The 24,200-nt window shown below is 35.4% G+C and carries 22 protein-coding genes, 3 tRNA genes and 1 pseudogene; 13 read left to right on the forward strand and 13 right to left on the reverse strand.

The features are described 5' to 3' along the window. The 5 genes from pyrE (at window position 1) to AAGD69_RS03545 (ending at window position 5,859) form a co-directional block, all read left to right on the forward strand. Window positions 1–597, forward strand: a complete 597-nt coding sequence (gene pyrE / locus AAGD69_RS03525) for an orotate phosphoribosyltransferase (RefSeq protein ID WP_341812615.1) — start codon at window positions 1–3, stop codon at window positions 595–597. Window positions 598–702: 105 nt separating this feature from the next. After that, window positions 703–2,532: a translational GTPase TypA gene (gene typA / locus AAGD69_RS03530; RefSeq protein ID WP_341812616.1), complete on the forward strand. Its 1,830-nt coding sequence runs from the start codon at window positions 703–705 to the stop codon at window positions 2,530–2,532. Window positions 2,533–3,322: 790 nt separating this feature from the next. Continuing rightward, window positions 3,323–4,342, forward strand: a complete 1,020-nt coding sequence (locus tag AAGD69_RS03535) for an Mrp/NBP35 family ATP-binding protein (protein ID WP_341812617.1) — start codon at window positions 3,323–3,325, stop codon at window positions 4,340–4,342. 49 nt (window positions 4,343–4,391) lie between these two features. Further along, window positions 4,392–5,540 carry a 2-octaprenyl-6-methoxyphenyl hydroxylase gene (gene ubiH, locus AAGD69_RS03540; protein WP_341812618.1) on the forward strand — a complete coding sequence of 383 codons (1,149 nt, stop codon included), beginning with the start codon at window positions 4,392–4,394 and terminating at the stop codon, window positions 5,538–5,540. Between the two features lie 181 nt (window positions 5,541–5,721). Then, the gene (locus tag AAGD69_RS03545) at window positions 5,722–5,859 is read left to right on the forward strand and encodes a hypothetical protein (RefSeq protein ID WP_341811652.1); all 138 of its coding nucleotides are present in this window, start codon (window positions 5,722–5,724) and stop codon (window positions 5,857–5,859) included. Between the two features lie 136 nt (window positions 5,860–5,995). Here the strand turns inward: AAGD69_RS03545 and AAGD69_RS03550 are convergent, their stop codons facing one another. Both AAGD69_RS03550 and AAGD69_RS03555 read right to left on the reverse strand, forming a co-directional pair. Continuing rightward, window positions 5,996–7,024 (reverse strand): gamma-glutamyl-gamma-aminobutyrate hydrolase family protein, encoded by a 1,029-nt coding sequence (locus AAGD69_RS03550; protein ID WP_341811653.1) that lies wholly within the window; start codon window positions 7,022–7,024, stop codon window positions 5,996–5,998. Between the two features lie 89 nt (window positions 7,025–7,113). Further along, a tRNA-Phe gene (locus tag AAGD69_RS03555) sits at window positions 7,114–7,186 on the reverse strand. An 81-nt stretch (window positions 7,187–7,267) separates the two neighbouring features. Between AAGD69_RS03555 and coaD the strand changes: the two genes are divergently transcribed. Continuing rightward, window positions 7,268–7,774: a pantetheine-phosphate adenylyltransferase gene (coaD, locus tag AAGD69_RS03560; RefSeq protein ID WP_064125227.1), complete on the forward strand. Its 507-nt coding sequence runs from the start codon at window positions 7,268–7,270 to the stop codon at window positions 7,772–7,774. Between the two features lie 68 nt (window positions 7,775–7,842). Next, complete coding sequence (locus tag AAGD69_RS03565) at window positions 7,843–8,034, forward strand: zinc-finger domain-containing protein (protein ID WP_006279326.1); 192 nt, start codon at window positions 7,843–7,845, stop codon at window positions 8,032–8,034. 24 nt (window positions 8,035–8,058) lie between these two features. Here AAGD69_RS03565 and AAGD69_RS03570 read toward each other — a convergent pair whose 3' ends face one another. From AAGD69_RS03570 to rpsB, 6 genes are all read right to left on the reverse strand, one after another. Next, complete coding sequence (locus tag AAGD69_RS03570; RefSeq protein WP_341811654.1) at window positions 8,059–8,685, reverse strand: phosphatidate cytidylyltransferase; 627 nt, start codon at window positions 8,683–8,685, stop codon at window positions 8,059–8,061. Further along, a complete protein-coding gene (gene uppS, locus AAGD69_RS03575) occupies window positions 8,675–9,370 on the reverse strand; it encodes a polyprenyl diphosphate synthase (RefSeq protein ID WP_341811655.1) in 696 nt (231 codons plus the stop codon). The genes AAGD69_RS03570 and uppS overlap by 11 nt, the downstream gene beginning before the upstream one ends. Window positions 9,371–9,648: 278 nt before the next feature. Beyond that, a complete protein-coding gene (frr, locus tag AAGD69_RS03580) occupies window positions 9,649–10,206 on the reverse strand; it encodes a ribosome recycling factor (RefSeq protein WP_341811656.1) in 558 nt (185 codons plus the stop codon). 7 nt (window positions 10,207–10,213) lie between these two features. Further along, window positions 10,214–10,948 (reverse strand): UMP kinase, encoded by a 735-nt coding sequence (pyrH, locus tag AAGD69_RS03585; RefSeq protein ID WP_182182811.1) that lies wholly within the window; start codon window positions 10,946–10,948, stop codon window positions 10,214–10,216. 10 nt (window positions 10,949–10,958) lie between these two features. Then, entirely contained in the window at window positions 10,959–11,819 is an 861-nt protein-coding gene (gene tsf / locus AAGD69_RS03590) for a translation elongation factor Ts (protein WP_341811657.1), read from the reverse strand. Beyond that, complete coding sequence (rpsB, locus tag AAGD69_RS03595) at window positions 11,800–12,648, reverse strand: 30S ribosomal protein S2 (RefSeq protein WP_341811658.1); 849 nt, start codon at window positions 12,646–12,648, stop codon at window positions 11,800–11,802. Before rpsB ends, tsf begins: the two co-directional genes overlap by 20 nt. Before the next feature lie 192 nt (window positions 12,649–12,840). On the opposite strand from rpsB, the gene AAGD69_RS03600 reads away from it, so the two are divergent. The 3 genes from AAGD69_RS03600 (at window position 12,841) to glmS (ending at window position 15,345) form a co-directional block, all read left to right on the forward strand. After that, window positions 12,841–12,917 (forward strand) — tRNA-Asp (locus AAGD69_RS03600). A 137-nt stretch (window positions 12,918–13,054) separates the two neighbouring features. Beyond that, on the forward strand, window positions 13,055–13,501 hold the full coding sequence (gene yajC / locus AAGD69_RS03605) for a preprotein translocase subunit YajC (RefSeq protein WP_341811659.1): 447 nt from the start codon (window positions 13,055–13,057) through the stop codon (window positions 13,499–13,501). 32 nt (window positions 13,502–13,533) lie between these two features. Then, a complete protein-coding gene (gene glmS / locus AAGD69_RS03610) occupies window positions 13,534–15,345 on the forward strand; it encodes a glutamine--fructose-6-phosphate transaminase (isomerizing) (RefSeq protein WP_341811660.1) in 1,812 nt (603 codons plus the stop codon). 701 nt (window positions 15,346–16,046) lie between these two features. Here glmS and AAGD69_RS03615 read toward each other — a convergent pair. Further along, window positions 16,047–16,466, reverse strand: coding sequence for a hypothetical protein (locus tag AAGD69_RS03615; protein WP_341811661.1), 420 nt, complete (start codon window positions 16,464–16,466; stop codon window positions 16,047–16,049). A gap of 65 nt (window positions 16,467–16,531) precedes the next feature. Then, window positions 16,532–16,607: transfer RNA gene (locus AAGD69_RS03620), tRNA-His, on the reverse strand. A 150-nt stretch (window positions 16,608–16,757) separates the two neighbouring features. Here AAGD69_RS03620 and murJ point away from each other — a divergent pair. The 3 genes from murJ to AAGD69_RS03635 all read left to right on the forward strand — a co-directional run bounded on the left by murJ (window position 16,758) and on the right by AAGD69_RS03635 (window position 21,581). Beyond that, window positions 16,758–18,254: a murein biosynthesis integral membrane protein MurJ gene (gene murJ / locus AAGD69_RS03625; RefSeq protein WP_341811662.1), complete on the forward strand. Its 1,497-nt coding sequence runs from the start codon at window positions 16,758–16,760 to the stop codon at window positions 18,252–18,254. A 3-nt stretch (window positions 18,255–18,257) separates the two neighbouring features. Further along, window positions 18,258–20,810: an AsmA-like C-terminal region-containing protein gene (locus tag AAGD69_RS03630; RefSeq protein ID WP_341811663.1), complete on the forward strand. Its 2,553-nt coding sequence runs from the start codon at window positions 18,258–18,260 to the stop codon at window positions 20,808–20,810. A 96-nt stretch (window positions 20,811–20,906) separates the two neighbouring features. Continuing rightward, the gene (locus AAGD69_RS03635; protein ID WP_341811664.1) at window positions 20,907–21,581 is read left to right on the forward strand and encodes a hypothetical protein; all 675 of its coding nucleotides are present in this window, start codon (window positions 20,907–20,909) and stop codon (window positions 21,579–21,581) included. A 309-nt stretch (window positions 21,582–21,890) separates the two neighbouring features. Here the strand turns inward: AAGD69_RS03635 and AAGD69_RS03640 are convergent, their stop codons facing one another. The 3 genes and pseudogenes from AAGD69_RS03640 to AAGD69_RS03650 form a co-directional block, all read right to left on the reverse strand. Continuing rightward, on the reverse strand, window positions 21,891–22,025 hold the full coding sequence (locus AAGD69_RS03640; RefSeq protein ID WP_341811665.1) for a hypothetical protein: 135 nt from the start codon (window positions 22,023–22,025) through the stop codon (window positions 21,891–21,893). 43 nt (window positions 22,026–22,068) lie between these two features. Next, complete coding sequence (locus AAGD69_RS03645; protein WP_410529809.1) at window positions 22,069–22,881, reverse strand: transposase family protein; 813 nt, start codon at window positions 22,879–22,881, stop codon at window positions 22,069–22,071. Window positions 22,882–22,966: 85 nt separating this feature from the next. Further along, window positions 22,967–24,052: pseudogene (locus AAGD69_RS03650) on the reverse strand (phage portal protein); the annotation flags it as partial. Window positions 24,053–24,200: the final 148 nt, after the last annotated feature.

Below are 24,200 nucleotides of genomic sequence, written 5' to 3' on the forward strand. Positions count from 1 at the left end.
ATGATATTAGACGAAAACAACCTAATAATAAAAGAATTTAAAGAAGCAGAAGCAATTTTGCATGGGCATTTTGTTTTATCATCCGGACTGCATAGTGACACATACATACAGTGTGGGAAGATTTTTGAAAATCCAAGCAGAGCTATGAAAGTTTGCGCATTATTAGCAGATAAAATAAAAAAAGAATTAAATAGCTCCATAGATTTAATATTATCTCCTGCAATTGGCGGAATAGTTGTAGGTTATGAGATTGGTAGGCAGCTTGGAATAAAGACAATGTTTTGCGAGCGCGTTAATGGCAAGTTTGAATTACGCCGTGGATTTAAGATCAAAAAGGGTGAGAAAATATTACTTATCGAGGATGTGATAACCACAGGCAAATCTTCACTTGAAGCAGTGAAATGTGCAGAAGGGGAGGGAGGTAAAGTCATTGCTGAAGCTTCTCTAATAAAGAGGAATAGTGAAACGAGACTGCCTTTTCCTGTCATATCTTTGATTGAACTGAACATCAAAAACTACAGCGAGGAAGAACTTCCAAGTGAATTAAAACAACTACCCATAACAAAACCTGGGAGTAGAGAATATTTAACAAAGTAATCCTATAATATCTTGGAAACAAAGCACTTATAAACAGCTTTAGTTATTTACTCCAAGTGTATTTTATGTATACTTATTACTAAATTAATTTTGAAATGATAGAAAATGAACGAATTTAAATCGATCCGTAATATAGCAATAATCGCACACGTTGACCACGGTAAAACTACTTTGCTTGATAACATGTTAAAACAAAGTGGCACGTTCCGTGAGAACCAAGAAGTTCAAGAGCGAGTTATGGATAGTGGCGACCAAGAACGTGAGCGCGGAATTACAATACTTGCAAAATGCACATCAATAATGTGGGGTGATGAAAAAATCAATATTATTGATACGCCAGGGCACGCAGACTTTGGTGGAGAAGTAGAAAGGGTATTGTGCATGGCAGATGGTGTGTTGCTGCTGGTTGATGCTGCAGAAGGTCCCATGCCACAAACTAAATTTGTGTTGTCAAAAGCACTAAAAGCAAATTTGAAGCCAATTGTGATAATCAATAAGGTCGACCGACCAGACAGCAGAATTGATGAAGTATTAAATGAAATATATGAGTTATTTTTTAACCTTGATGCAACCAACGAGCAGCTAGGTTTTCCAGTGTTGTATGCTTCAGGTAGAAATGGTTGGTGTGCTAAGGAGCTTTCTGATGAAAGAAAAGATTTAAGCCCATTATTTTCAACGGTTATAGATTATATAAAACCTTCTGTTTATGATCAAAATGCCCCTTTTACTATGTTGATCACTCTACTTGAGTCTGATAAGTTTCTTGGCAGAATATTGACAGGAAAGGTTTATCAGGGCGTTGCAAAAGTCAATTCAGATCTTAAGGTACTTGATCTGGACGGTAAAGTAATTGAACGAGGGAGATTAACTAAGTTGCTCTCATTTTCTGGCTTGAAACGTATTCCAGTAGAACAAGCTGTGGCGGGAGACATAATTGCAATTGCAGGACTTGAGAAAGCTTCAGTTTCTGACACTATAGCAGTACCAGAGGTTACAACTGCAGTAAGCTCAACTCCAGTTGATCCGCCGACGATGGCGATTACTCTGAGTGTTAATGATTCACCTTTTGCCGGACAAGAGGGAACAAAGCTTACCTCAACCGTTATAAAGGATCGTTTATGTGCAGAAGCAGAAACAAATGTTGCAATTACCGTAACTTTGGCATCAAGTGGTGAAGCGTTTGAAGTAGGTGGACGTGGTGAGCTACAGCTTGGAGTGTTAATTGAAAATATGAGGAGAGAAGGTTTTGAGCTTTCAGTATCACGCCCTCGCGTGCTATTTAAGGAAGAAGATGGCAAAAAACTTGAACCTATAGAGGAAGTAGTAATTGATGTAGGTGATGAATATAGTGGAATCATCATGGAAAAACTCAGCTTCCGAAAAGGTGAAGTGACTGACATGAGACCTTCTGGTAATGGCAGGACAAGATTAACGTTTTTAGTGCCATCAAGAGGATTAATTGGTTATCAAGGAGAGTTTTTAACTGATTCTCGGGGCACAGGCATAATTAACCATTTATTTCATAGTTATGCTCCACATAAAGGTCCAATTTCTGGAAGGCGCAATGGAGTTTTAATTTCTACAGATAAGGGTGAGGCTGTGGCGTATGCAATTTTCAATTTGCAAGACAGGGGAATTATGTTTATCAAGCCACAGGATAAGGTATATTGTGGCATGGTTGTCGGCCAGCATAGCCGTGACAATGATTTGGAGATAAACGTGCTAAAAGGTAAGCAATTAACAAACGTAAGAGCTTCAGGTTGTGATGAAGCCATAAAACTCACTCCTCCAAAGATAATGACACTGGAGGATATGATAGCGTATATAGATGATGATGAATTGGTGGAAGTAACTCCAAAATCTATACGTTTACGCAAGAAATTCCTTGATCCAAATGAACGTAAGCGTGCAGGAAGGGCAAAGAATAAGGAGTAGAGGTTTCTTTTTGCAGGTAATTTTCGTAACAGATTCCAGTGCGTACTGTACGAACATTTGCTTTTGTTAAGCACAACAAATGGATCAGCTCATGACGCACAATTGTACAAACATTCTAGCCGTTATTCAAGTAGCCCGCAGAAACGAAAAAACTTGCTTGACAAACTCCGCCAGCCCCCTTATTATGACAATAAGGGTATTTATGACTCAAAGCTTGTTTTTGACCTGTAGGCTCAATGACAACATTCAGTAAAAAACTTAGGGTGTTTTTTGGCGGATTACATAAAATTATAGCGGCTGCATGTCTTTTAAATTTTTTCTACATTCAGCCAAACCGCGCTTAAACTAAGCGTCAGCACATTATTACAGCGCCAATTTAAAGTATTAGAGAGTCAAAACTCGCACCACGGAAGTTCTTTGCCTTTTTTTTATTTGGTAAATTTCTTAATGTTTGTAGCTAAAGCAATTTAAGAGACCGAAAATGGTGTCATTCCAGCGCGTGACGCTGAAATCTAGTCTTTATTATGCAGCCACTTATTTAAAGTTAAGTTTTCTGGATCCAAGTAGTCTGGGCACTGGGATGACAGGAGAAGGAGGCTACTCGGATGACAGGAGAAGGGGCTACTGGGATGACAAGAAAGAGGCTACTTTCATGACACTGTCATAAAGTGAACCAGTGTCAAGCTACTTGGCTTGTGTTCTAGGCAAAACCTGCTATAACATTTAACATACTGTTTCCGAAACAAATGTTCGTACAGTACGCACTGGGATCTGCTATGTAAGAGGTCTAATGATCAACGAAGAAATTGTAAGAGAGAACTTAAAAAAAGTCATAGAGCAAAAAAGCGGTAAAGATGTGATCGCTCTTGGCATAATATCCTCAATCATTATTAAAGGCGGGGACATTGGTTTTGCGCTTGAAGTTGCCGGTAACACGCAAGCAAACGAAGAATTAAGAAGAAATTGTGAGCAAGCTGTTAAAGCTATACCAGGGGTGACAAGAGTGATCGTGGTTGCTACTTGTCAAAAACAAACTGGGCAACAAAAAGCTAAATTACATATCGAAGGAGTGAAAAATATAATCGTTGTGGCCTCTGGTAAAGGCGGTGTGGGCAAGTCCACAGTTGCGTTAAATCTTGCTCTCTCATTAGCAAAGTTGAAACATAAAGTTGCGCTGGTTGATGCAGATATATATGGTCCTTCAATTCCTAAAATGCTTAGCACTGAAAAATTAAAGCCAGAAATACAGGGTGGAAAAGCAATACCTATAGAAAGGTATGGACTGCATACTATTTCAATCGGCTATTTTGTTGACAAGGATCGTGCAGCAATATGGCGCGGACCTATGATCACAAAAGCACTTTATAATCTGCTCATGGGAACAAAATGGTTCGATATAGAATATTTGATAGTTGATACACCACCTGGAACTGGCGATGTGCATTTAAGTCTTATGGAAAATTTTAACTTAACCGGGGCGATAATAGTTTCAACTCCACAGGAGCTCTCTTTAATCGATGCTCGCAAAATTTATGATATGTTTACAAAGCTCAGTATACCGATTATTGGCATTGTGGAAAACATGAGCTATTTTACTCAAAGCGGCTCAGAAATATACATATTTGGAAAAGACGGCGCAAAAAGAATGTCTGAGGAGCTGGGCATCAAACTATTAGGCAGGATTCCTCTGGATCCACAAATATGTCATGCTTCTGATTGTGGAAATCCTTTAATGCTAAGTGAAGATTTGGCAGAGATTTATGAAGACATTGCTAAAGATGTTAGGTCTTTGTCTATAAAGCTTGTTTAAACTATTTTCAAAATAGATAAAATATCATTTTACAATTAGCGTGAATAAAATGAATTATGATGTAATCATTTCAGGTGGTGGGTTGCTTGGTCTTATTACTGCAATTGGCCTCAGTTGTGATTCTGTATCTGTAGCTGTGATTGAAAAAAATAGTCTACCACGTGTAGTAGATGACAACCGAGCATTTGCTATTTCTCAAGGCTCGAAAAAAATATTGGAAAAATTAGGGATTTGGCAGTTTATAGAAAGCGAAGCTGAGCCAATACTTGATATATGCATATTAGATGCGGTTACTGTGCATTACAATCATAAAATGGTTGGTGAAGAACCAATGGGTTATGTTATTAACAATGCTACTATATGGAATGCAATCAACAATAATTTTCTGAATAAACTAAATATATACTCTCCACATTCCTATAAAACAATTGCTTGTGATTCAGGATATGTGGAAGTTATTCTTGATAATAACCAGGAATTAATATCATCGCTACTTATCTGCGCTGAAGGCAAAAACTCTAAACTACCAGAGTTATTTTCTATACCGACAGTAAAATTTGATTATAAACAAAGTAGCATAGTATTTAATGTAAAGCATGAACTGCATCACCAAAGCTTAGCTGTAGAGAGGTTTTTTCCTGGCGGTCCATTTGCAATTCTACCGATGAAGGGTGGCTATACTTCTTCGATAGTTTGGACAGAAAAATCTGGAATTTCAAAAATACTAATGGATCTGTCTGAAGAAGAATTTATTATAGAGCTCAAAAAAAGATTTGGTTCTTATTTAGGAGAGATAAAATTAGAGGGTGAAAGAAAACTTTATCCTTTAAGTTTTGTTTTCGCAAAAAAGTTATATAAGGGTAGAGTTTTGCTTATCGGCGATGCAGCACATTCAATTCATCCAGTTGCAGGTCAAGGGCTTAATCTTGGAATTAGAGATGTAGAAAGTGTTATAAAGCACATAGTTGCTGCAAAAGCATCTGGTATTGATGTTGGCAGTAGTTATTTATTAAAGAAAATTTCACGTAACAGATACTTTGATAATTTTACAATGGCGCTTGCAACTGATGGATTAAATAGGATGTTCTCCAACAGAATATTCTGCGCTAAAGCACTAAGAAATCTTGGCTTGATTGCAGTTGAAAATTCAAATTTTCTCAAAAAAAGCTTCATTCGGCATGCTATGGGATTTATATAAACTACTATTTTATAGCTAATGCAAGTCAGTACGTCATAACGCCGCGGTATCTCTAGATCCCGCTAACAAGCAGCGGGACGACGAATTTGTCGGTATCTGTTCAAGATGCATGGCTAATGTACAAATATTGAAGCAAAGTGCGTGACACACAGTTGTACTAACATTTGTTTGCAAAGGCAGTATGTTAAGTGTTATAGCCGATTTTGCCTCAAACACAAAGGCAGTGCCCAGACACTGGGATCCAGAAAAATTGATTGTAAACAAACGCACTATACAACATTTTCGATCAAAAGCTGGATCCCAGTGTCAAGCACTGTGATGACACCATTTATTGTAAGGACTTACCTCACATTTACTCTATGGTTATACTACCTTGCCGCTATCCTGAACGGATACATGACGAATTTGTCGTTTATCAAATCGTTGGTAAATCTAAAGCTATAGGTACATATCCATTAAGCACGATAAAGAAAATCATTTATAATCGCTATAGCAACTAGTGTAGACACTTGACGTTCCTTGTGATTTGATAAATAGAGGTTTTTATATGATTTTACAACAAGGGCTTCTGGATGAAATTGAAAGTAAATATTACCGTGCTTATCTTCAATAGCCTCTATTACCCCATCACTGGAAAATGCTGCAACTTTATATCCAAGTAACTCCAATTTTCTTCTATTTTCTGGTGTATTACTTACTGTCCCTGAATGAGCATCTGGAAAATATGTTGAAAACCAGCCATTTTCATTAGGTATTAAGAATTTAGCTACTAATTCCGCTAAACGACTGTTTGGAACGATCTTTATCTGCTGGAGAGGTGCATCCTCTTTATGTGGATTAGATGCTGATTTTAAATGAGATCTTCGCTTCTCTTCATCACTCACAACACTCACTACTTCAATTACCTTTGCATTCATTATGCCTTCACATATGCCAAGTAAATGAATTGCAGGGTTATCATCCACTATTTTTGCAATTGCTTCAGTAACAAGCTGGCGACAAGGAGTGGGTGGAAAAGGTTCTGAGTGTAAATTATAATAGTTCCCAGGAATAAATATTCTATTTATTTTGTGCTCTTTAATAAACTTTGCAACTTCAACTTTTATTCGGTCTAATGTCAGCTTCTTTGCCAATATTTCATCTTGTTTTGCAAGATTAAGTGACTCTGTCTGAATTTTTTTAAGGCTAATTATCTTATTATAATCAATCAGTATAGTCTTAACCCCAAAGTTATTAAACATCTCGTAAATATTTTGAGATAGCCCAAGCTCATATGGGTATGTCTCTTCTTCCGTTTTCAACAAACCAACAACTATGTCATTATTTACTGTATTTTCTGCCGTCAAGGCAGCTGACGCTGATTCTTCTTTTCTGGTTACATGTTGAGATGCCGGTTTTTCGCTAACGTCAGCATAAGTAATATTGCTTAATAATAGAACTATAATTAATAAGATATTAAATATTCTACTATAACATTTATACATATAGTTTACCTTCTCAACACTTATATCAATATCATAACATATTATAGAACGTTTTACAACAAAAAGGTAACTTTGGTAAGAAAGAGAAGTGGCCTGAGCAGGAATCGAACCAGCGACACAAGGATTTTCAGTCCTTTGCTCTACCAACTGAGCTATCAGGCCAACTGTATACTTTCATTTTTAGATAAAAAATGTTATTATGTCTATCAAAAGTTTTTAAAGTAGTTTATATAAAAATAAAGGATGAACATTAATAACAGAATAGGAATCTACCCTGGCACATTTGACCCTATAACTTTTGGGCATATTGACATAATCAAAAGAGCGTGTAAACTAGTCGATAAATTAATAATAGGAGTTGCAGAAAACGTTAATAAGCATATTGCCTTTGACACAAAGCTACGCACAAGCATGGCTGAAAGTGAAATCAAAGGGCTAGGAATTGATGCAGATGTTATATCTTTTAATGGGTTGCTAGTGAAGTTTGCCAAAGAGCAGAATGCTTCTGTTATTATTAGAGGATTAAGAGCAGTATCGGATTTTGATTACGAGTTTCAAATGAGTTGGGTAAATTATAAACTTCTTCCTGAAATCGAAACCATATTTCTTCCTGCTTCTGAAGATACTCAATTTATCTCATCAAGTTTTGTAAAGGAAATAGCAAGATTAGGAGAAGATGTTAGCAAATTTGTATCAAAAGGCGTTCAAAACGAATTGATTAACCTGAATAGGATAAAAAATGGAGAATAGTGCTTGTTGTTTTTTATTTCTGAATGGGTATATTCAATATATAAAATGTTATAAGCTAAAGGAGTAGCATGTCAAAAGTGAGGGTTAATAATAGAAAAGTTTGTTGTCATGGTGATGAGAATGATGAGGGTTCCGGCCATCCATTAATATATTTAGATATGGGAGAAGAAGAGGAAATAGCCTGCCCTTATTGTGAAAAGACGTTTGTCCATGACTGTACTGTAGAAGCGGTTGGGGAGCTGACTAGGGATGAACTCTAATGGCACTTTATTTCTTCTGCAGACTTAGCTTATGTAAATAGCAATAAGAGGGGCAGTAAAAATGAAACTATCCATACGATCGAGCACTCCTCCATGGCCAGGTATCATACTTCCACTATCTTTAACACCGTAAGCTCTTTTAACAAGCGACTCAGTGAAATCGCCAAGTTGCGCTAGAATAGCGATTGCAAGGCCAATGATTGGAGAATAAAAAATTGAAAATAGACCAAAAAATATTGATCCAAAAATTGTGCACACTACTCCAGCTAAAATCGCACCAAGAAGTCCTGTCCAAGTTTTTCCAGGGCTAAGAATTGGGCAAATTTTAGCTCCACCAAAATTCTTACCAAATAGGTAGGCAGTAATGTCAATTCCCCAAATGGTTAAGACGAACCATACTAATGCGTATTTTCCCTGTGGTAGGTTATATAAATATATTAATGAGGCGCTTGGTAGTGCAATCAATAATAATGCGAAAACGTATAAAATTTTGTTTCCTTGGGTTAGATTATACCATTCAAAAGAAGATAAAACTGCTATTGAAAAAATCAATAGGTAAAACGATAAATCACTGAAATATATAGCAAAAGAAAATATGAATAATATTACTATTGAGGACAATATTCTAATTATAAAATTATTATCTACCATATTTTTTCTCTCTTTTTGTATAATCTTCTAATGCTTTGCTCAAATCTTGACAAGAAAAATCAGGCCATAAAGTATCACAAAAATATAATTCAGCATAAGCTGCTTGCCATAATAAAAAGTTGCTTAACCTTTTTTCGCCGCCAGTGCGAATTAATAAATCCAATTTTGGCAGATCTTTAGTATATAGAAATTTTTCAAATTCCTCTTCTGATACATAAGCAATATTTTCTTTTATAATATTGCTTATAGCTTGTGTAATTTCTTGCTTTGCTCCGTAACTGACTGCCACAGTGAGTAATAAACCATCGTTCTTATGTGTCATTTCTTCTGCTTTTTTAATTTGATCCAATATTTTACTGGATAACAGACTTAAATTGCCAATAAAATTCAACTTAATGTTACAGCTGCAAATGAAATTGACTTTATCTTCATTAGTTAAAACGGAGTAAAATAAATCAAATAGACAGTCAGTTTCATTTTTGGGTCTAAGCCAATTCTCCATAGAGAATGCATACAAAGTTAAGTAGGGTATGGTTAGGTCCGTACAATACTTGGCAATATCGTATGCAACTTCACTGCCCTTTTTATAACCATCAATTTTTACCTTTCCTTGATTGTTCGCCCATCTACCATTACCATCCATAATAATTGCTAAATGTTTCGGTAAAGATTCTTGATTCAACATTTAAAGTTCACCTAAACCACCCGCCAACACTCTCTTCTGTAACCCCAGTACTCTCTTCTGTCATCCGAGTAGCTAACACTGGGATCCAGAAAAGTTTGCTTGTAGACAAGCAAACTAGCACAGAAAGTAGCTAATCTTGTACTAAATAAACGTTTTTGATGAGGTTGGATAAGAAGTTGGATCCCAGTGTTACGCACTGGGATGACGCCCTTCTTGGTGGAATTTGCTCTCAAATCACAACGTTCATATTCACTACTGAAGGTTTCTTTCATATTACCTTAGTGATGCAATATATCCTTTTCTTTGATGGACAATTCACAATCAATCTTTTTTATATTATCATCAGTAATATTTTGTATTTCCTTCTTAACACCATGAAAATCATCTTCTGAGATCTCTTTATTTCCCTTCATTTTCTCTATTTCTTCCATAACATCTCTGCGTATATTTCTGATGGCAATCCGCGCATTTTCAGAAAACTGATGCAATAATTTTACTAATTTTTCACGGGTTTCTTGTGTTAAATCTGGAAGAGCTATACGTATGGTATTGCCCTCAATAACAGGATTTAAATTCAAGTTGGCATTTAATATAGCATTTTTCACTTCACCTACAACATTAATATCCCAAACTTTAATTAATAGGGTTTTGTTATCTATAACTGAAACGCCTGCAACCTGATTTAACTTTTGATGTCCACCATAGATATTTACAACTATACCATCAAGCAACGATGCGCTAGCTCTACCAGTGCGTACGCCTTTAATATCATCATGAAAGGACTGAATAGTTTTTAGCATTCTTTCTTTTGTTTTAGCTTTTATTTCATTTAACATAAATTACCTACTGTTTACAATCTGAAACTATAGTATAAGTACCTTGACCCTTAATAATATTGACTATTTTTTCTCCCTTCAAAGAAAAAACTATAATTGGAATAGAATTCTCACGAGCAAGTGAAATTGCTGATGCATCCATAACTTTTAAATCACGAGTCAATAAATCCGTGTAAGAAAGCCTATCATACATTACAGCATCCTCATTTTTTTTCGGATCAGCGGAGTATACACCATTTACTTGTGTACCCTTTAGAATAACATCACAATTCATTTCAACAGCACGTAAGGCTGCAGCTGTATCTGTAGTAAAAAATGGGTTGCCTGTGCCTGCTGCAAAAATTACCACTCTACCTTTTTCTAAATGACGAATAGCTTTCCTTCTTATGTAAGGTTCACATACAGTGGCCATGGGTATTGCAGATAATACCCTAGAAGCTACTAAATTTTTTTCTAAAAAGTTTTGTAAAATTAAAGCATTGATTATAGTTGCAAGCATTCCAATATAATCACTGCTTGCTCTTTCACAGCCACTTAAAGACGCAGATGCGCCACGAAAGATATTACCACCACCAACAACAATACATACCTGAACTCCAAGCCTGTTAACATCAGCTATATCTTTGCATAATTGGCTTATTATTCCCATATCATGGCCAAAAGACTGTGACCCCATCAAAGCTTCACCAGAGATCTTCAATAACACTCTAGAGTATTTTACTTTATCTGCTAAGGAAGACATTTCTTGCCATTTAGTTTGCACTGCCCAAAATAAGTAACTTGTAATCAGATAATTTAATAGCACTCACCTCGCTTGATTTTATAAAATCAGAAACCTTCATTTTATCATCTTTTATGAACTTTTGTTCTAGTAAAACAACTTCTTCATAGTACTTAGCCATTCGTCCATCTACTATTTTTTTTGCTACTTCTTCAGGTTTATTTAAGCTCCTTACTTGCTCTTCAATTATAGAACGTTCATTTTTCAACTTCATTTGATCTAAATCATCTATAGACAAAGCTTCAGGCTTCATAGCAACTATGTGCATCGCTATTTGTTTTCCAATTTCCTGTAACTTTGCCTTATCACCGGGTGATTGCAATGCAACTAAAGCGCCAGTTTTACCTAAACCACGTACATCACCGTGTACATAACCAGCAACAACCCCATCCTTAGTCTCTAGGTAACAAAGCTTGCTCAACTCTAACTTTTCACCAAGAACTGACGTACCATTCATAATAGCTTCCTGCACTGTGCCAATGCTTTCATACTTGGCATTTTTTAACTCATCAACGCTGATACAGCGTTCTTGATGAGCAATTGATGCTAAATTTGAAACTAACTCTATAAATTTCTCATTCCTTGCAACAAAATCGGTTTCGCAATTGAGTTCAACCAATGCACCATAATTTTCAGTCAAACACATAGCAACGAGCCCATCTGAAGCTACTCTATCAGATTTTTTGTCAGCTTTAGCAAGACCTATTGTACGCAACTTATCAACGGCTTTCTTGATGTCACCATCACATTCTTCTAATGCTTTTTTACAGTCACTTAAGCCAAGCCCTGTCCTATCACGTAATTCCCTTATATTATCTGGATTCATCTTCATTTGTTACTACCTCCCTTTCTTCTTCTTTGTAAACTTTACTACGTTTCCTTTTAGTTTGAACAATACTATCTTCTTTTTCTTGAATAAACTCATCACCTTTTATATTATTAATCTTAACTCCAGATCTTGCTAGACTAGACTCTATTCCAGCTAATATAGAGTCGGTAGCTAATTTACAATAGAGCTCTATTGATTTTCTTGAGTCATCATTTCCAGGTATTAGATAAGTAATATCATCTGGATCAGAATTAGTATCAAGTATTGCAACTATTGGAATTCTTAACTTTTTAGCCTCCTTAACCGCAATATGCTCTTTATTAGTATCAATGATGAATAAGATATCAGGAATTGCTCCCATTTCTCTAATACCACCAAGCGCCTTATCAAGCTTTTGCTTTTTCTTTTCAATGTTCCCCAATTCTTTCTTTGTTAAAATGCTATCCTCGTCATTTAATATTTTCTCATATTGCATCAAGGTTTTTATCGAAGAAGAAACAGTGCCCCAATTAGTAAGCATACCACCAAGCCATCGATGATTCACATAATATTGACCACAACGAATCGCTTCACTTGCAATAATATCAAAAGCTTGAAACTTTGTACCAACAAATAGAATGCGACCACCTTGAGATGCAACGTCATATAAAGCCTTCATGGCCACCTGTAGCAATGGTAATGTTTTTCGCAAGTCAATTATATGTATACGATTTTCTTGATGCACCCCATATATGTATGGAGCCATTTTTGCGTTCCAGCGACTAATTTTGTGACCAAAATGTACACCAGATTCGGCTAAATCACGCACAGTGACTTCAGGCAAATTTGTCATATATCATTCCTCCAAATAGTTTACCTTCCATGGCATAACCCTAATGGGACTACTTGTACAAGCCATGTGTGAAATTAAATTATTTACATAGTAATAGAAAAGACAGCAAAGCGCAAACAAAAAATATTGACAAAGGGCAACATGTTTATTAGCTTTAAAGTCGAAGCCCGAAAACGCTAAAAAGAAATTAGGGGGGGTGTAGCTCAGTTGGTTAGAGCGCATGCCTGTCACGCATGAGGTCGTGAGTTCAAGTCTCATCACTCCCGCCATACTGGTTTTAGCATAATCTAAAATCCGCAATATTATTGCCGGTATTTAGAAACGTTTTCACCAGACTTGACATGGCATGGTATTGTAATTAATACTTAAATAGGTTTGTTTTTATCATTAACAATTAGGATTAAATATGCTCATTTCTGAAGTTTTTGCAGAAGATGCAACTAGCAATGCATCAAGTATCGGCGCATCTTTTGCTAGTTTTATTCCATTGATTTTAATATTTGTGGTATTTTATTTTCTCATTATTCGCCCAAACCACAAAAAACTAAAAGAACATAGAAAAATTATAGATCAAATAAAACGTGGTGATACAGTCATTACTTCTGGCGGGATAATAGGTGAAGTTAATAAAGTTGATGAGGCAAATGCACAATTTATAATAGAAATAGCACCAAAAGTTGAGGTGAAAGTCCTAAAGTCCGCTATATCTGAAGTTTTAAACAAAGAAACTCAAAAAGTGGCAGCCAAACCAATTGAAAAAGGCAAAATCGAAAAGAGTGATAAAAAGAATAAAAATCAACCACCAGAGGAAAGTAAAAAGGGAAAAGATGATAAAGGCAAAAATGCTGCATAACTTTAAAAGAAAGTTCATTTGGTGATCCATTTGTGTGCGGAATATTTGGTGTAGTAAGTAGCGGTGATTCAGTAATACCAATTTTACTAACTGGGTTGCAAAAATTGGAATATAGGGGATATGATTCCTCAGGTATAGCAATCATAAATAACGAAGGCGAGATAGAAGTCAAAAAATCAGAAGGTAAAGTTAAAAGATTGTATGAAGTTGTTGATGAAAGCAAGATTTCTCACAGTACAGTTGGTATAGCACATACTCGCTGGGCTACACATGGAGTTCCAGGCCTTAAAAATGCTCATCCCATTCATAAAAATAATGTTGTTGTTGCTCATAACGGCATAATTGAGAATTACAATCTGCTAAAAAAGGGTCTAGAAGAAAGGGGAATGTTATTTCATACTGATACTGACACAGAGATCATACCAAATATGCTAACCTTATATCTTGATGAAGGATTGTCGCCAGTTGATTCTCTATTTAAGTGTTTAAACAACTTACATGGCTCATTTGCCTTGGTCTTATTATTTGCAGAATATCCAGATGCCTTATTTATTGCGAAGAGAAATTTGCCTTTAGCAATAGGCTATAACTGTAACACAGTGTTTGCTGCATCTGACTCTAATGCTTTAAGTGCATTTGTGGAAAGAATATCGTATTTGGAAGATGGTGACATTGCAGTGATAAAATCTAGTGGAGTTAGTATATACAACAATGGTACACAAGTTAAACGTAGTATAGAAAATAGTAGTCCAAGTGATTTTCTAATTAGCAAAAATGGGTATCCTAGCTTCATGTTAAAAGAGATTTTTGAGCAACCGCGTGCATTAAACAAAACAATAAATCAATTTTACAAGCAATATAAAGAGGTCAACAAAAAATTGTTTTCTGAGCGGAGGTACATTACTATAGTTGGATGCGGGTCATCTTATTTTGCCGGGCTAATAGCAAAATATTGGCTGGAAAGTGTCGCTCAAGTTCGAGTATATCTAGAAATCTCATCAGAATTTAGGTATAGCAACGTCAAACTAGAAGAAGGCAGCATTGGGTTATTCATCTCTCAATCTGGCGAAACTGCAGATACCATAGAAGCGCTGCGTTATGCGAAATCACAGAAGCAAACAATCATTAGTATAACTAACACATTTAACAGCAGCATTGAAAAGATCTCAGATATTGTGTTACATACTCTTGCTGGGCCAGAAATTGGTGTTGCTTCAACAAAAACCTTTTCTGCGCAACTTGCAACTTTAGCATGCTTTGCCGTGGAGCTTGGAAAAATAAAAGGTATACTGGGTGGAGAGAGAATAAAACAGCTAAGCAGTGCTATCAATTCTATTCCCGAGTATGTTGAGCACGTTTTGAATGTAATGAAAATACAACATATATCAGGCAGCATATTAGAACACAATAACGTTATTTTAATTGGCAGAGGAAGTTCATACGGAGTTGCAATGGAAGGCGCATTGAAGATAAAAGAGCTTTCATACATTAATACCATTGGTATTGCAGCAGGGGAAATGAAGCATGGTTCTATTGCTTTAATAGACTCTACTGTGCTTGTTATAGCAATTATCCCTTATGATAGTTTATTCTTTAAAACGCTATCTAATATACAAGAGATTATTGCAAGAAAAGGCAAAGTAATTGCCTTCAGTGATAAGCAAGGAGCGCCATTCCTAAGGGGAGTTTGCGCAGATGTGGTGCAACTTCCAGACACTGATAATTTTATCTCTCCAATCATCTACAGTGTTGCTATGCAATTCCTTGCTTACTTTACTGCAGCAAAAAAAGGGTTAGATGCCGATTGTCCAAGAAATTTAGCTAAGTCTGTCACGGTTGAGTAGTCCATTTAAAGTTAAAGCTAGACTTCTAATTAAGGTAACCGTTCACTCAATGGCGTCAACTTAAGGAAAAATATCAGTGATAGTGTATAAAATTTCTCTCTAAAATTTTTACCATTAAATTACCCAAAAGCTGCAATAAACAGCACTTTTGTTTCTGTTTTATTTCAACAAAGAAGTCTAAAATGTGTCCTTTTTAGGTGAAACATGCAAAAAGGGAAAAATCTTATTTTACAAATTAAAAATACAATATATTCGAAAACTTTTCAGAAGATCCATTGTGTTGGAAAAAAAGTTTCACACGCACAAGAAAACTTCCTTTTACGACAGTATGAGACTTCCTGCATAACCAATAACGAACTTTTATTGGGAATAGAGACGAAAAAACCTACTTGACAAACTCCGCCAGCCCCCCTTATCATGGTATTGAAGGTATTCATTTATCTTCAATCTGTGCAGATTAAACGACAACAGACACTGGGATCCAGGAAAGTTTGCTTGTGAGCAAGCAAACTAGCATAGAAAGTGGTTACAACGTTTTCGATGAGATTGCAGAAAGGCTGGATCCCAGTGCCTGGTCACTGCCTTTGTGTTTGAGGCAAAACCGGCTATAACACTTAACACACTGCCTTTGCAAACAAATGTTCGTACAGCTATATGCTGCATACTAGAATAACAGAAAGCAGAAACCTTACTTAATTGGTTTAAAGTGATTCGTACCCCTCCCCTTTTGAAGAAAAGTGCTCAATTATAGGTGATATAATATAATCGCTCACTTTAACAGTTACAAACACCCCTGCAATCAGCGCTATGACTCCTATTGTTGCACCTGCTAAAGCTGCAGAGCCCAGTCCAAGCATTGCACCAGGAAAAATAGCAGTTTCGGCTGCAGCAAGGCCAACTCCAATTGCAGCGCTTGCAACGCATAAAACGGCTATCGCGAAAAGATCTTTCTTGGAGTATTCTCCTGTGCATATATCATATGCACTAACTAATATTGCAGGAATGGCGGCAATAATTCCACCTATAACCAAAGGTGACAAAGCTGTAAAACTTAATCCTAAACCTGTGAGTGCTCCTATTACTGATAATACACCTAAAGGTATTAAATCTTCTTTATTCATACAACCTCCATAATAAATTGATATATTACCATTTGTCCACATTTTTGTAAAGCAAAAAATTTTAGTGGGGCGAGCGACCAGGATTGAACTGGCGACATTCAGTACCACAAACTGACGCTCTACCAACTGAGCTACGCCCGCCAAGAGATAAAATATCTAACATACGAGCGCAAATAGTCAATTGATTATTTAACTCTCCTTTTGTAGAGGGTTTTAAGTTTAGCCAATAAATATTTTCATTGATACTTTTACTATTATAGTTAATTGTATTGATACTAATGAAGTAGTGGTATGTTTAAAAGTATTTTCACATTTAGTTTTTTTACGGCTATTTCAAGGATCTCAGGGTTAATAAGAGATGTATTGATTGCTACGGTTATTGGTGCAAACTCTCTTGCAGACATATTTTTTTCTTCGTTTCGCTTTGCCAATCTATTTCGCGCATTTTTTGCAGAGGGAGCATTTACCACGTCCTTTATACCGTTATATTCAACAGAATCACACGATGATAAAAAGGCATTTAATTTTGCAAGTAGTGTAATATCCATTACGTTTATTATCTTAGTAATTTTTTGCCTTATCATGCAAACTTTCTCCCCTTATATGATTCAAATTTTTGCTCCTGGATTTGACCAAAGTAAGTTTAACCTTACTGTTACTTTATCAAGAATTATGATGCCCTACATAATCTTTGTTTCAATTGCATCACTTATTGGTGGAATGCTGCAAGTAAAGCAGCATTTTGCTTCAACAGCTATTGCACCAATCGTTTTGAATCTCTGTTTAATCATCAGTTTGTTTGTGCCTTACGTAAAAACTCCAGCGCACAACCTTTCTATAGCTGTCCTTATAGGAGGAATTTTCCAGCTACTCTTGATACTATTTAGTGCATACAAGTTAAAGGCAGCTTTTTCTTTTAGCCTTGAATTAAGCAATGAAGTAAGGTTGTTTTTTAAGCGTGTGATACCTGCAATTATCAACAATTGTGTAACTCAAATAAGTGTATGGATTGACACAATCATGGCGAGTTTTATACCAAATGCGGTGTCTTATATATATTATGCCGATAGACTAAATCAACTACCGCAGGGAATAATCGGTACTGCAATCGGTACAGTGCTTCTTCCTTTAATTTCAAAACAAATGAATGACACTGAAAATATAGTCAAAATACAGAACAAGGCTCTCAACATAGGATTAATGTTAATTATGCCAACAACTGCTGCCTTTATTATTATTCCCGACATAGTTTTACTTACGCTTTTTTCTTACGGCCGGTTTGATCATTATGCAGTGCAGCAAACTGCTCCCACGTTAATAGCATTTTCTCTTTCTTTACCTGCATTTATTATAAATAAAGTATTGCTACCCACGTTTTTTGCTAAAGGCAATCTGAAAATACCAACTATGTTTTCACTAATGTGCCTTGGAATTAATGTAGTGCTAAACCTCATGTTAATGAACGAATATCAGCATACGGGGATTGCTATCGCTACTTCCGTTTCCACTTGGATAAACTCCATTCTATTAATTAGTTATTTAACAATAAATAAAATGTATAAGGTTAGCCAAGCGTTATTGTTAAATATCATGAAAATTTTTGTAGCAACGGTAGTCATGTCAATAGCCCTTTATATTTTTAATTCTTTGTTGGCAGGATTATTTTTTGATAAAATATTGGCTCGTATTGTTCATTTAACGACTTTAATAGCTTTGAGTGTTATTGTTTATTTTGGTATTCTTTACCTAACTTTTAGAGGAAGTTTGGATAATTTAAAACATGTATAAACTATGAAGCTCTCGATATATGCCATATTATCAATCTCGCTGCTATTAATTCTCATGCATGTTACTGCAACTTTTAAGGATTGGAGTGGCTACAGGAAATATATCATAAAAGAGTTGGAGAGAACGTATGATGCTAAAGTGCATATTGTAGGAAAAATCAAAGTTTCACTCATTACTCCAAAGCTCACTATTCATAATGTATATATACAATACAACGAAAATAAAGAGCAAAAGCTATCAGATTTAATTAGTGTAAGAAAAATTGAAATAAAGCCATCGTTCCTATCGTTGCTTTTATTCTCGTTGCAACCAAAGTCAATCACATTGTTTGGCATGAAAAGCAATAAAGAAAATTTAATTAATATTATAAATACAAAAGCCAGTGGTAACACAGTCGATATAGTAATAAAAGACAGCCAAGTAAGTTTTAAGAATGATTTCGCTAATTATAGCAGCATTGTTAATATAAAGGAAGTTGCTGTAAAAAAAAATAGGCAATTCTCTGGTAAAGTAAAGGTAGGTGATAATAATTACGATTTTTCAGGAAAGGTTAATATCACAAAAAAGAATGCATACATTAGTGTTGAATCAAATTTTGTAAATTTGCTATTTACAGGTAATAGAAATCAAGAAGAACTCCAGGGTAATTTAACATTAACGATTAATAATAGTTCCGGTTCTGTGAGTGATTTAGCAAAAATCATTAATCTTAGCTTTCTCTCTTGTGTTATTCCTAGCGAAAATATTGAGATATCATCTAATATCAACCTCGATGAAAATGAGTTTACGGTAACTGACTTGAAAATTGATTCCAAAAGCATGCAAGCCAGTGGTACAATACAAAATGATAGAAAAGGCGATCACACTAATCTCAATATTAGCTTCAGCAAAGTTGACTTAGATTCCATACAAAATGATTCACAAAGAACAACGAATATGAAAGACCTTCTGGAATGCTTTAGAGCAGTTGTGCCAAAGAACTTGAGCTTAAATTTTAATATGGAAGCTTCTAACATTCAATATCAAAACAAAATATTGGACAATTTCCGTGCTGTACTAAAATCCACTGATGGCAAAGTAAAAGTTAATACGCTTCTTAAATTTCCTGGAATCAATAATATATCTTACTTATCAGGAGAGATCTCAAACAATAATGTCCTATCTGAATTCAATGGTGATTTGTTAGTAGAAGGAAATGATTTTGAGTCATTCATTTCATGTTTTTTTCCTTCTATAAAGATGAAAGAAAACCAGAAAAATCAATTTACACTAAGTTCTAAACTGCACCTTGCACCAAGAATATTATCTATCTCAGACATTAGACTGCTAAATAATAAGGAATCCTTGCAAGGTTCAATTAGAGTAAGCCACACAAAAAAACGCAGTGTGATTGATGGTGAATTTAGCATGCATAATCTTGATGCAGATAAATATGATCATTCATTATTTAGCAGTTTATCTAAAATGCAACGGCTGAAAAATTTTCAGTATGATGCAAATATAAAGGCCAGTGTTAATAACCTTACATTGAATGATACGAAAATTAAAAATTTGGATTTTTTGCTAAAAATGGAAAAAGGTAAGCTAGTTGCAGATAAAATAAAACTATCTGGAGAAGATTTCGATATTACCGGTAATGCAAAAATATTAGTAGATCAAAAATACGCCAAACCTTTATTAGATGTGAACATTACGGGTAATAAATTTAATGGAAATATCTTTAAATTACCAAATTTAGTAGAGGTAAAAAGAAATTCAAGAAATGAGATAGATCAAATTCAATGGTCAACAAAGCAGCTTGATTTTTTGGATGACAAAGAAGGCTTTGATGCAAATGTGCAAATCAATACTGCAGAATTTAAAACCGAGCAGAATGTTTTGAAAGATTTTAATTTGGATGCGGTAATGAGAAGCAACACTATCACTATCAGGCAGGTAAGTTACGTATTAGAACACGGGCAAGTGTTTTTTCAGGGTTATTTAAGATCAGACTCAATGAATACAAGATTTTCTATTGTAAATTTGGACACTAAAAAGATTGGTAAGGTTATAGGAATTGACAATGTAAATGGTCAGGTAAGCTTAAATGGTGAAATAAAAACTCAAGGAAAAAGTTTTCATGATTGGGCTAGTAACTTATCAGGAGATGTAAATTTACAAGCGCAGGGAATAGAAGTTACTAATGTAGATTTCAATTCATTTATCGCTAATTTGTTAAGCAGTAAGAATAAGTCTGAAATTTCCACATTTGCTTATGTTGATATATATAATGGCAGTACATTTTTTGAAAATATTAGCGGAAAAGCAAGTATTAAGAGTGGTATATGTTCAACTAGTTTACAATTCGGGATTGATCAAGCATCAGGGTCGATCTCTTCTAATTTAACCTTATCTAACTTCGCTTTAGCTTCTATATTCAGGTTCTTTTTCATACCACCAAACTATAGTAATCCAATCTATATCGATATGCATTTGGGTGGCCCTATTTGGCGTCCTAAGATGAGTTTTGATGTAGACCAAATCTTCATCGCTCTGGTTGGCAAGAGGAATAGTTAATTTACTAACATCTGTTTATAAGAGTCATATGTGCTTGACACCTGGCTAATATTAGGTTAATATATTGATATGAGCGTTAAGTTGTAGGTAAAAAAAATGTTTAGCATGTTTTCGAATCTTTTTGGCAGAAGTTCTAATAATCCAAGTATTATTGGAAGTAATGTAGAAGTTAGTCCTATAAAAGAAACAGTGACTCCTGTAGATATTGATGAGGGTTTTGAAGAGATTGATCTTGCAGAAATCGATGAGGAAGAATTTTTCGAATGTACAGCAACACAAGAAGAACTAAATTCGTTGCTTGAATCTGAATCACAAGGTAAAACTATTTCTTATGCCCTTAAGCCATTGCTTTATACTGCAAAATATGGAGCCAAAGCACTATCAGCAACAACGGTAGTTGTATCGTACGCCTTAAATGGGGCTTCATATGGTATAGCTGGTATGTCTTATATTCCCTATAGTGCATCAAAGATACTTGAGGAAATTAAAGAAAAAGATAAAAATACAGTAGGATACAAGATGATCACTGCTTCTCAGAATTTGCTAGATCTTACGTCAGGTGCTATATATACTGTGTCATATGTACCATATGGTGCTGGAGTAGTTTTAAATGGAGTGTCTGGTATAGCGAATCAATTAGATTCCTCTTTATCTCCTGAAAAAATAGAGCAGATCTGCACTAAATCAGATTTGTTTGTAGACAACTTATCCAGTAAATTAAAGGGAATAAAAATAGAGAATTTTTCACAAGCTCTAGCGTTAGCTTGTTAGGCGTGTACGGTTTAGGAGACAATAAACTCATCTGAACGGATATCTTCAAGCATATCTGTTCAATGGTGCGGTAGAAAATGGTTGCGCAGACAAAGTTGCTATAGCTAGTGCAACCCTACGTCATACCGCCGCGGATAGATTCCGCTAACATGTAGCAGAATGACGAACCCTCGGTAAACCCAAAACTATAGGGTAAAATAGACTAAATATGGTGTAATTTGGCTGATTTTTTTAATATTTTAAAAGTACAAAGCAAAAACTTAAACTCTTTTAAGTTGTCTTTTAGCCGCACAACTGAACGGATCAAACTTAACCTAACTCATCACCACCTGGCAGTGGTGGCAAGCCAAATGCTTCCCTTTTTTCATTGAGTGTCATAAAGCTTGCGTTTTCTACGTATTTCCACAACTTTTGCCTCTTTTCCATAGACCTGCTGCGAATCAAGCAATAAAAAGAAGGAAAGGAGGGTGACTAAAATCAAGGTTAACTAAAAGGCGTGCTTAAGATTCACAATACCAGCAATAATATTGAACCTCAGGTCGTATTTTTTCTGAAAATTGCGGTAAATATGAGACATAATCTTAAATATCTTTATCTCACGGATCTTATTTTCTACTCTCATTCTAAATGATGCTAATCTTCTATTATGCTCTTTCTGCTCTGGAGTTAATGGCTTTTTACGATACTTTTTATATGGAATTATAACATTGCTTTGCAATTTTTGCCAACCTTGATATCCAGAATCGGCATATTTTATGCTATCGATTGGTAAATATTTTTCTTGTTTCCTTATGCGAAAATCATTAATTCTACCACGATATGAATTTGACACTGATAAAATTCTTCCACCTTCTTCGATAACAATCTCAGTTTTCATAGTGTTGGTTCTTTTTTTTCCTGAATATGATTTCTTCCGTTTTTTACTATCTTCTGGTCTCTGTATTTGCTGTTCTGTAACATCAGCCAGAATCTTCAGTATTTTTTCTGGTGTCATACTTCTATCTTTTGTTATAGTAACTTTTTTGGCAAGTAATGGCTCTATTTTCTTCAGTAACCTAAATACATTTGCGTTGTGAACATTGAACAGGCACCCTAAAAATCTATGTGTTATGTAAGTGCGATAGTACAAAATTACGCAAAATAACTTATCTTCTAGAGTTGGTAGTTGTGATCTTCTACCATGGCACTTTTTTTGTTTTTCAAGTCTTTCCCACCCAGACCTAACTTTTTCCACTACCTTTTCGAACTCCTCTATAGTTAAACCTGTTATATTACGAAAGTTTCTTGGGTGTTTCTTCATGTTATAGTAACTAAAGCTCATTTTTTTACCTTACTCAATCTGCTTATTCTTCTTCTACTTCTCTCACATTATTTTTTCAATCACCTTTTGCAGCAGGTCTTATGAGAATTTCTATTGCATCTTTGTCGTACGACAAGCACAGATCCTCGCCAAATTTTGGTGTTAGCCAAGAATTCAGGTGACAGATAATATTTTCTAGCGTTGGTAAAACCGTCTGTTCCTAGAGGGATAAGCGTGCTTCGACTAAATTGCTATAAGTGTTATCACCTGGTATGCCAAGCAACTGCGGCGGGACGCCAAAAGCCAGGGCAATATCACGAGCTGAACTTTGTTTGGACTCAATAAAATCCATATCCCTTGGTGATAAGCTCATTTCTTTCCACTCCAAGCCTCCTTCAAGCAATATCGGTCTTCCAGCATTGACAGAACCTGAATAATGATCATTTATTTGCTCTTTTAAGCGTTGGTACTGCTCTTGACTTAAACTTCCACCACTCCCGTCCTTCGCTGATTTCACAACTATTGCACCACTTGGTCTTGCCCCATTTTGCAACATCGCTTGATTCCAAGCACCCGCCTGATTATGCTGATCTATACTGTATGCAGCTGCCTCAATTGGTGATAATCCATACCAATCATTCAAAGGGTTAAAGGTCTTTAGGTGCAACACTGCTGAACGTCCGGTTAGTTTATTAACTTTAAAGTCATAACCGTTGTTATTTATGGTATAACGATAGATATAAGGAACGTTATTTCTCCCTGGAACAATTTCGACCCTATCAGGGCGCAGAAGATAAAGCTCTGTTGGTGGTTTTCTATTGTTCTGCGACTCAACCATCAATATATAAGAATTGCCGTTAACTAACCGATAAGTTACAATCCCCTCAATAAATTCCGATTTTGATGTCATTGGATTAGGAGAATAAAGTAATTTCAGTAATGGATGGGCTTTTAGTTGCGATTTTCCCTGTTCAGTAAGCTGGAAGAGAGTAAAAGGTACCGAAGATGCAGCACTTGCAATCATATTAATTGCTCGAAAGGCAATAACATTTTTTATGTAACCTTCCTCAGCAAAACTTACATAATCACGCTTACTCCAACTTGGTTCCATTATTAGCTGCAAAGCAGAATATTCACTGCTTTTCTTTCTTTGAAAAATGTTGAAATTCATATGTGCCTCATGAAAGATGTTTAAAAGTTAAAAGTGTTTTAGATTCTGTAGTTAAACTAAGACATAGATCCCAGTGTCACACACTGGAATGACAAGAAGAGGGCACTTGGATGACAGGAAAAGAATGCACTGCTATACTAAAAAGAAA

It is taken from the genome of Wolbachia endosymbiont (group A) of Conops quadrifasciatus (assembly GCF_964027015.1).
Classification (GTDB): Bacteria; Pseudomonadota; Alphaproteobacteria; order Rickettsiales; family Anaplasmataceae; genus Wolbachia.

What these genes read in the sequence shown, in the direction of transcription:
- pyrE (WP_341812615.1), top strand. Translation starts at nt 1, where the DNA reads ATGATATTAGACGAAAACAACCTAATAATAAAAGAATTTAAAGAAGCA.
- typA (WP_341812616.1), top strand. Translation starts at nt 703, where the DNA reads ATGAACGAATTTAAATCGATCCGTAATATAGCAATAATCGCACACGTT.
- AAGD69_RS03535 (WP_341812617.1), top strand. Translation starts at nt 3,323, where the DNA reads ATGATCAACGAAGAAATTGTAAGAGAGAACTTAAAAAAAGTCATAGAG.
- ubiH (WP_341812618.1), top strand. Translation starts at nt 4,392, where the DNA reads ATGAATTATGATGTAATCATTTCAGGTGGTGGGTTGCTTGGTCTTATT.
- AAGD69_RS03545 (WP_341811652.1), top strand. Translation starts at nt 5,722, where the DNA reads ATGTTAAGTGTTATAGCCGATTTTGCCTCAAACACAAAGGCAGTGCCC.
- AAGD69_RS03550 (WP_341811653.1), bottom strand. Translation starts at nt 7,024, where the DNA reads ATGTATAAATGTTATAGTAGAATATTTAATATCTTATTAATTATAGTT.
- coaD (WP_064125227.1), top strand. Translation starts at nt 7,268, where the DNA reads ATGAACATTAATAACAGAATAGGAATCTACCCTGGCACATTTGACCCT.
- AAGD69_RS03565 (WP_006279326.1), top strand. Translation starts at nt 7,843, where the DNA reads ATGTCAAAAGTGAGGGTTAATAATAGAAAAGTTTGTTGTCATGGTGAT.
- AAGD69_RS03570 (WP_341811654.1), bottom strand. Translation starts at nt 8,685, where the DNA reads ATGGTAGATAATAATTTTATAATTAGAATATTGTCCTCAATAGTAATA.
- uppS (WP_341811655.1), bottom strand. Translation starts at nt 9,370, where the DNA reads ATGTTGAATCAAGAATCTTTACCGAAACATTTAGCAATTATTATGGAT.
- frr (WP_341811656.1), bottom strand. Translation starts at nt 10,206, where the DNA reads ATGTTAAATGAAATAAAAGCTAAAACAAAAGAAAGAATGCTAAAAACT.
- pyrH (WP_182182811.1), bottom strand. Translation starts at nt 10,948, where the DNA reads ATGTCTTCCTTAGCAGATAAAGTAAAATACTCTAGAGTGTTATTGAAG.
- tsf (WP_341811657.1), bottom strand. Translation starts at nt 11,819, where the DNA reads ATGAAGATGAATCCAGATAATATAAGGGAATTACGTGATAGGACAGGG.
- rpsB (WP_341811658.1), bottom strand. Translation starts at nt 12,648, where the DNA reads ATGACAAATTTGCCTGAAGTCACTGTGCGTGATTTAGCCGAATCTGGT.
- yajC (WP_341811659.1), top strand. Translation starts at nt 13,055, where the DNA reads ATGCTCATTTCTGAAGTTTTTGCAGAAGATGCAACTAGCAATGCATCA.
- AAGD69_RS03615 (WP_341811661.1), bottom strand. Translation starts at nt 16,466, where the DNA reads ATGAATAAAGAAGATTTAATACCTTTAGGTGTATTATCAGTAATAGGA.
- murJ (WP_341811662.1), top strand. Translation starts at nt 16,758, where the DNA reads ATGTTTAAAAGTATTTTCACATTTAGTTTTTTTACGGCTATTTCAAGG.
- AAGD69_RS03630 (WP_341811663.1), top strand. Translation starts at nt 18,258, where the DNA reads ATGAAGCTCTCGATATATGCCATATTATCAATCTCGCTGCTATTAATT.
- AAGD69_RS03635 (WP_341811664.1), top strand. Translation starts at nt 20,907, where the DNA reads ATGTTTAGCATGTTTTCGAATCTTTTTGGCAGAAGTTCTAATAATCCA.
- AAGD69_RS03645 (WP_410529809.1), bottom strand. Translation starts at nt 22,881, where the DNA reads ATGAAGAAACACCCAAGAAACTTTCGTAATATAACAGGTTTAACTATA.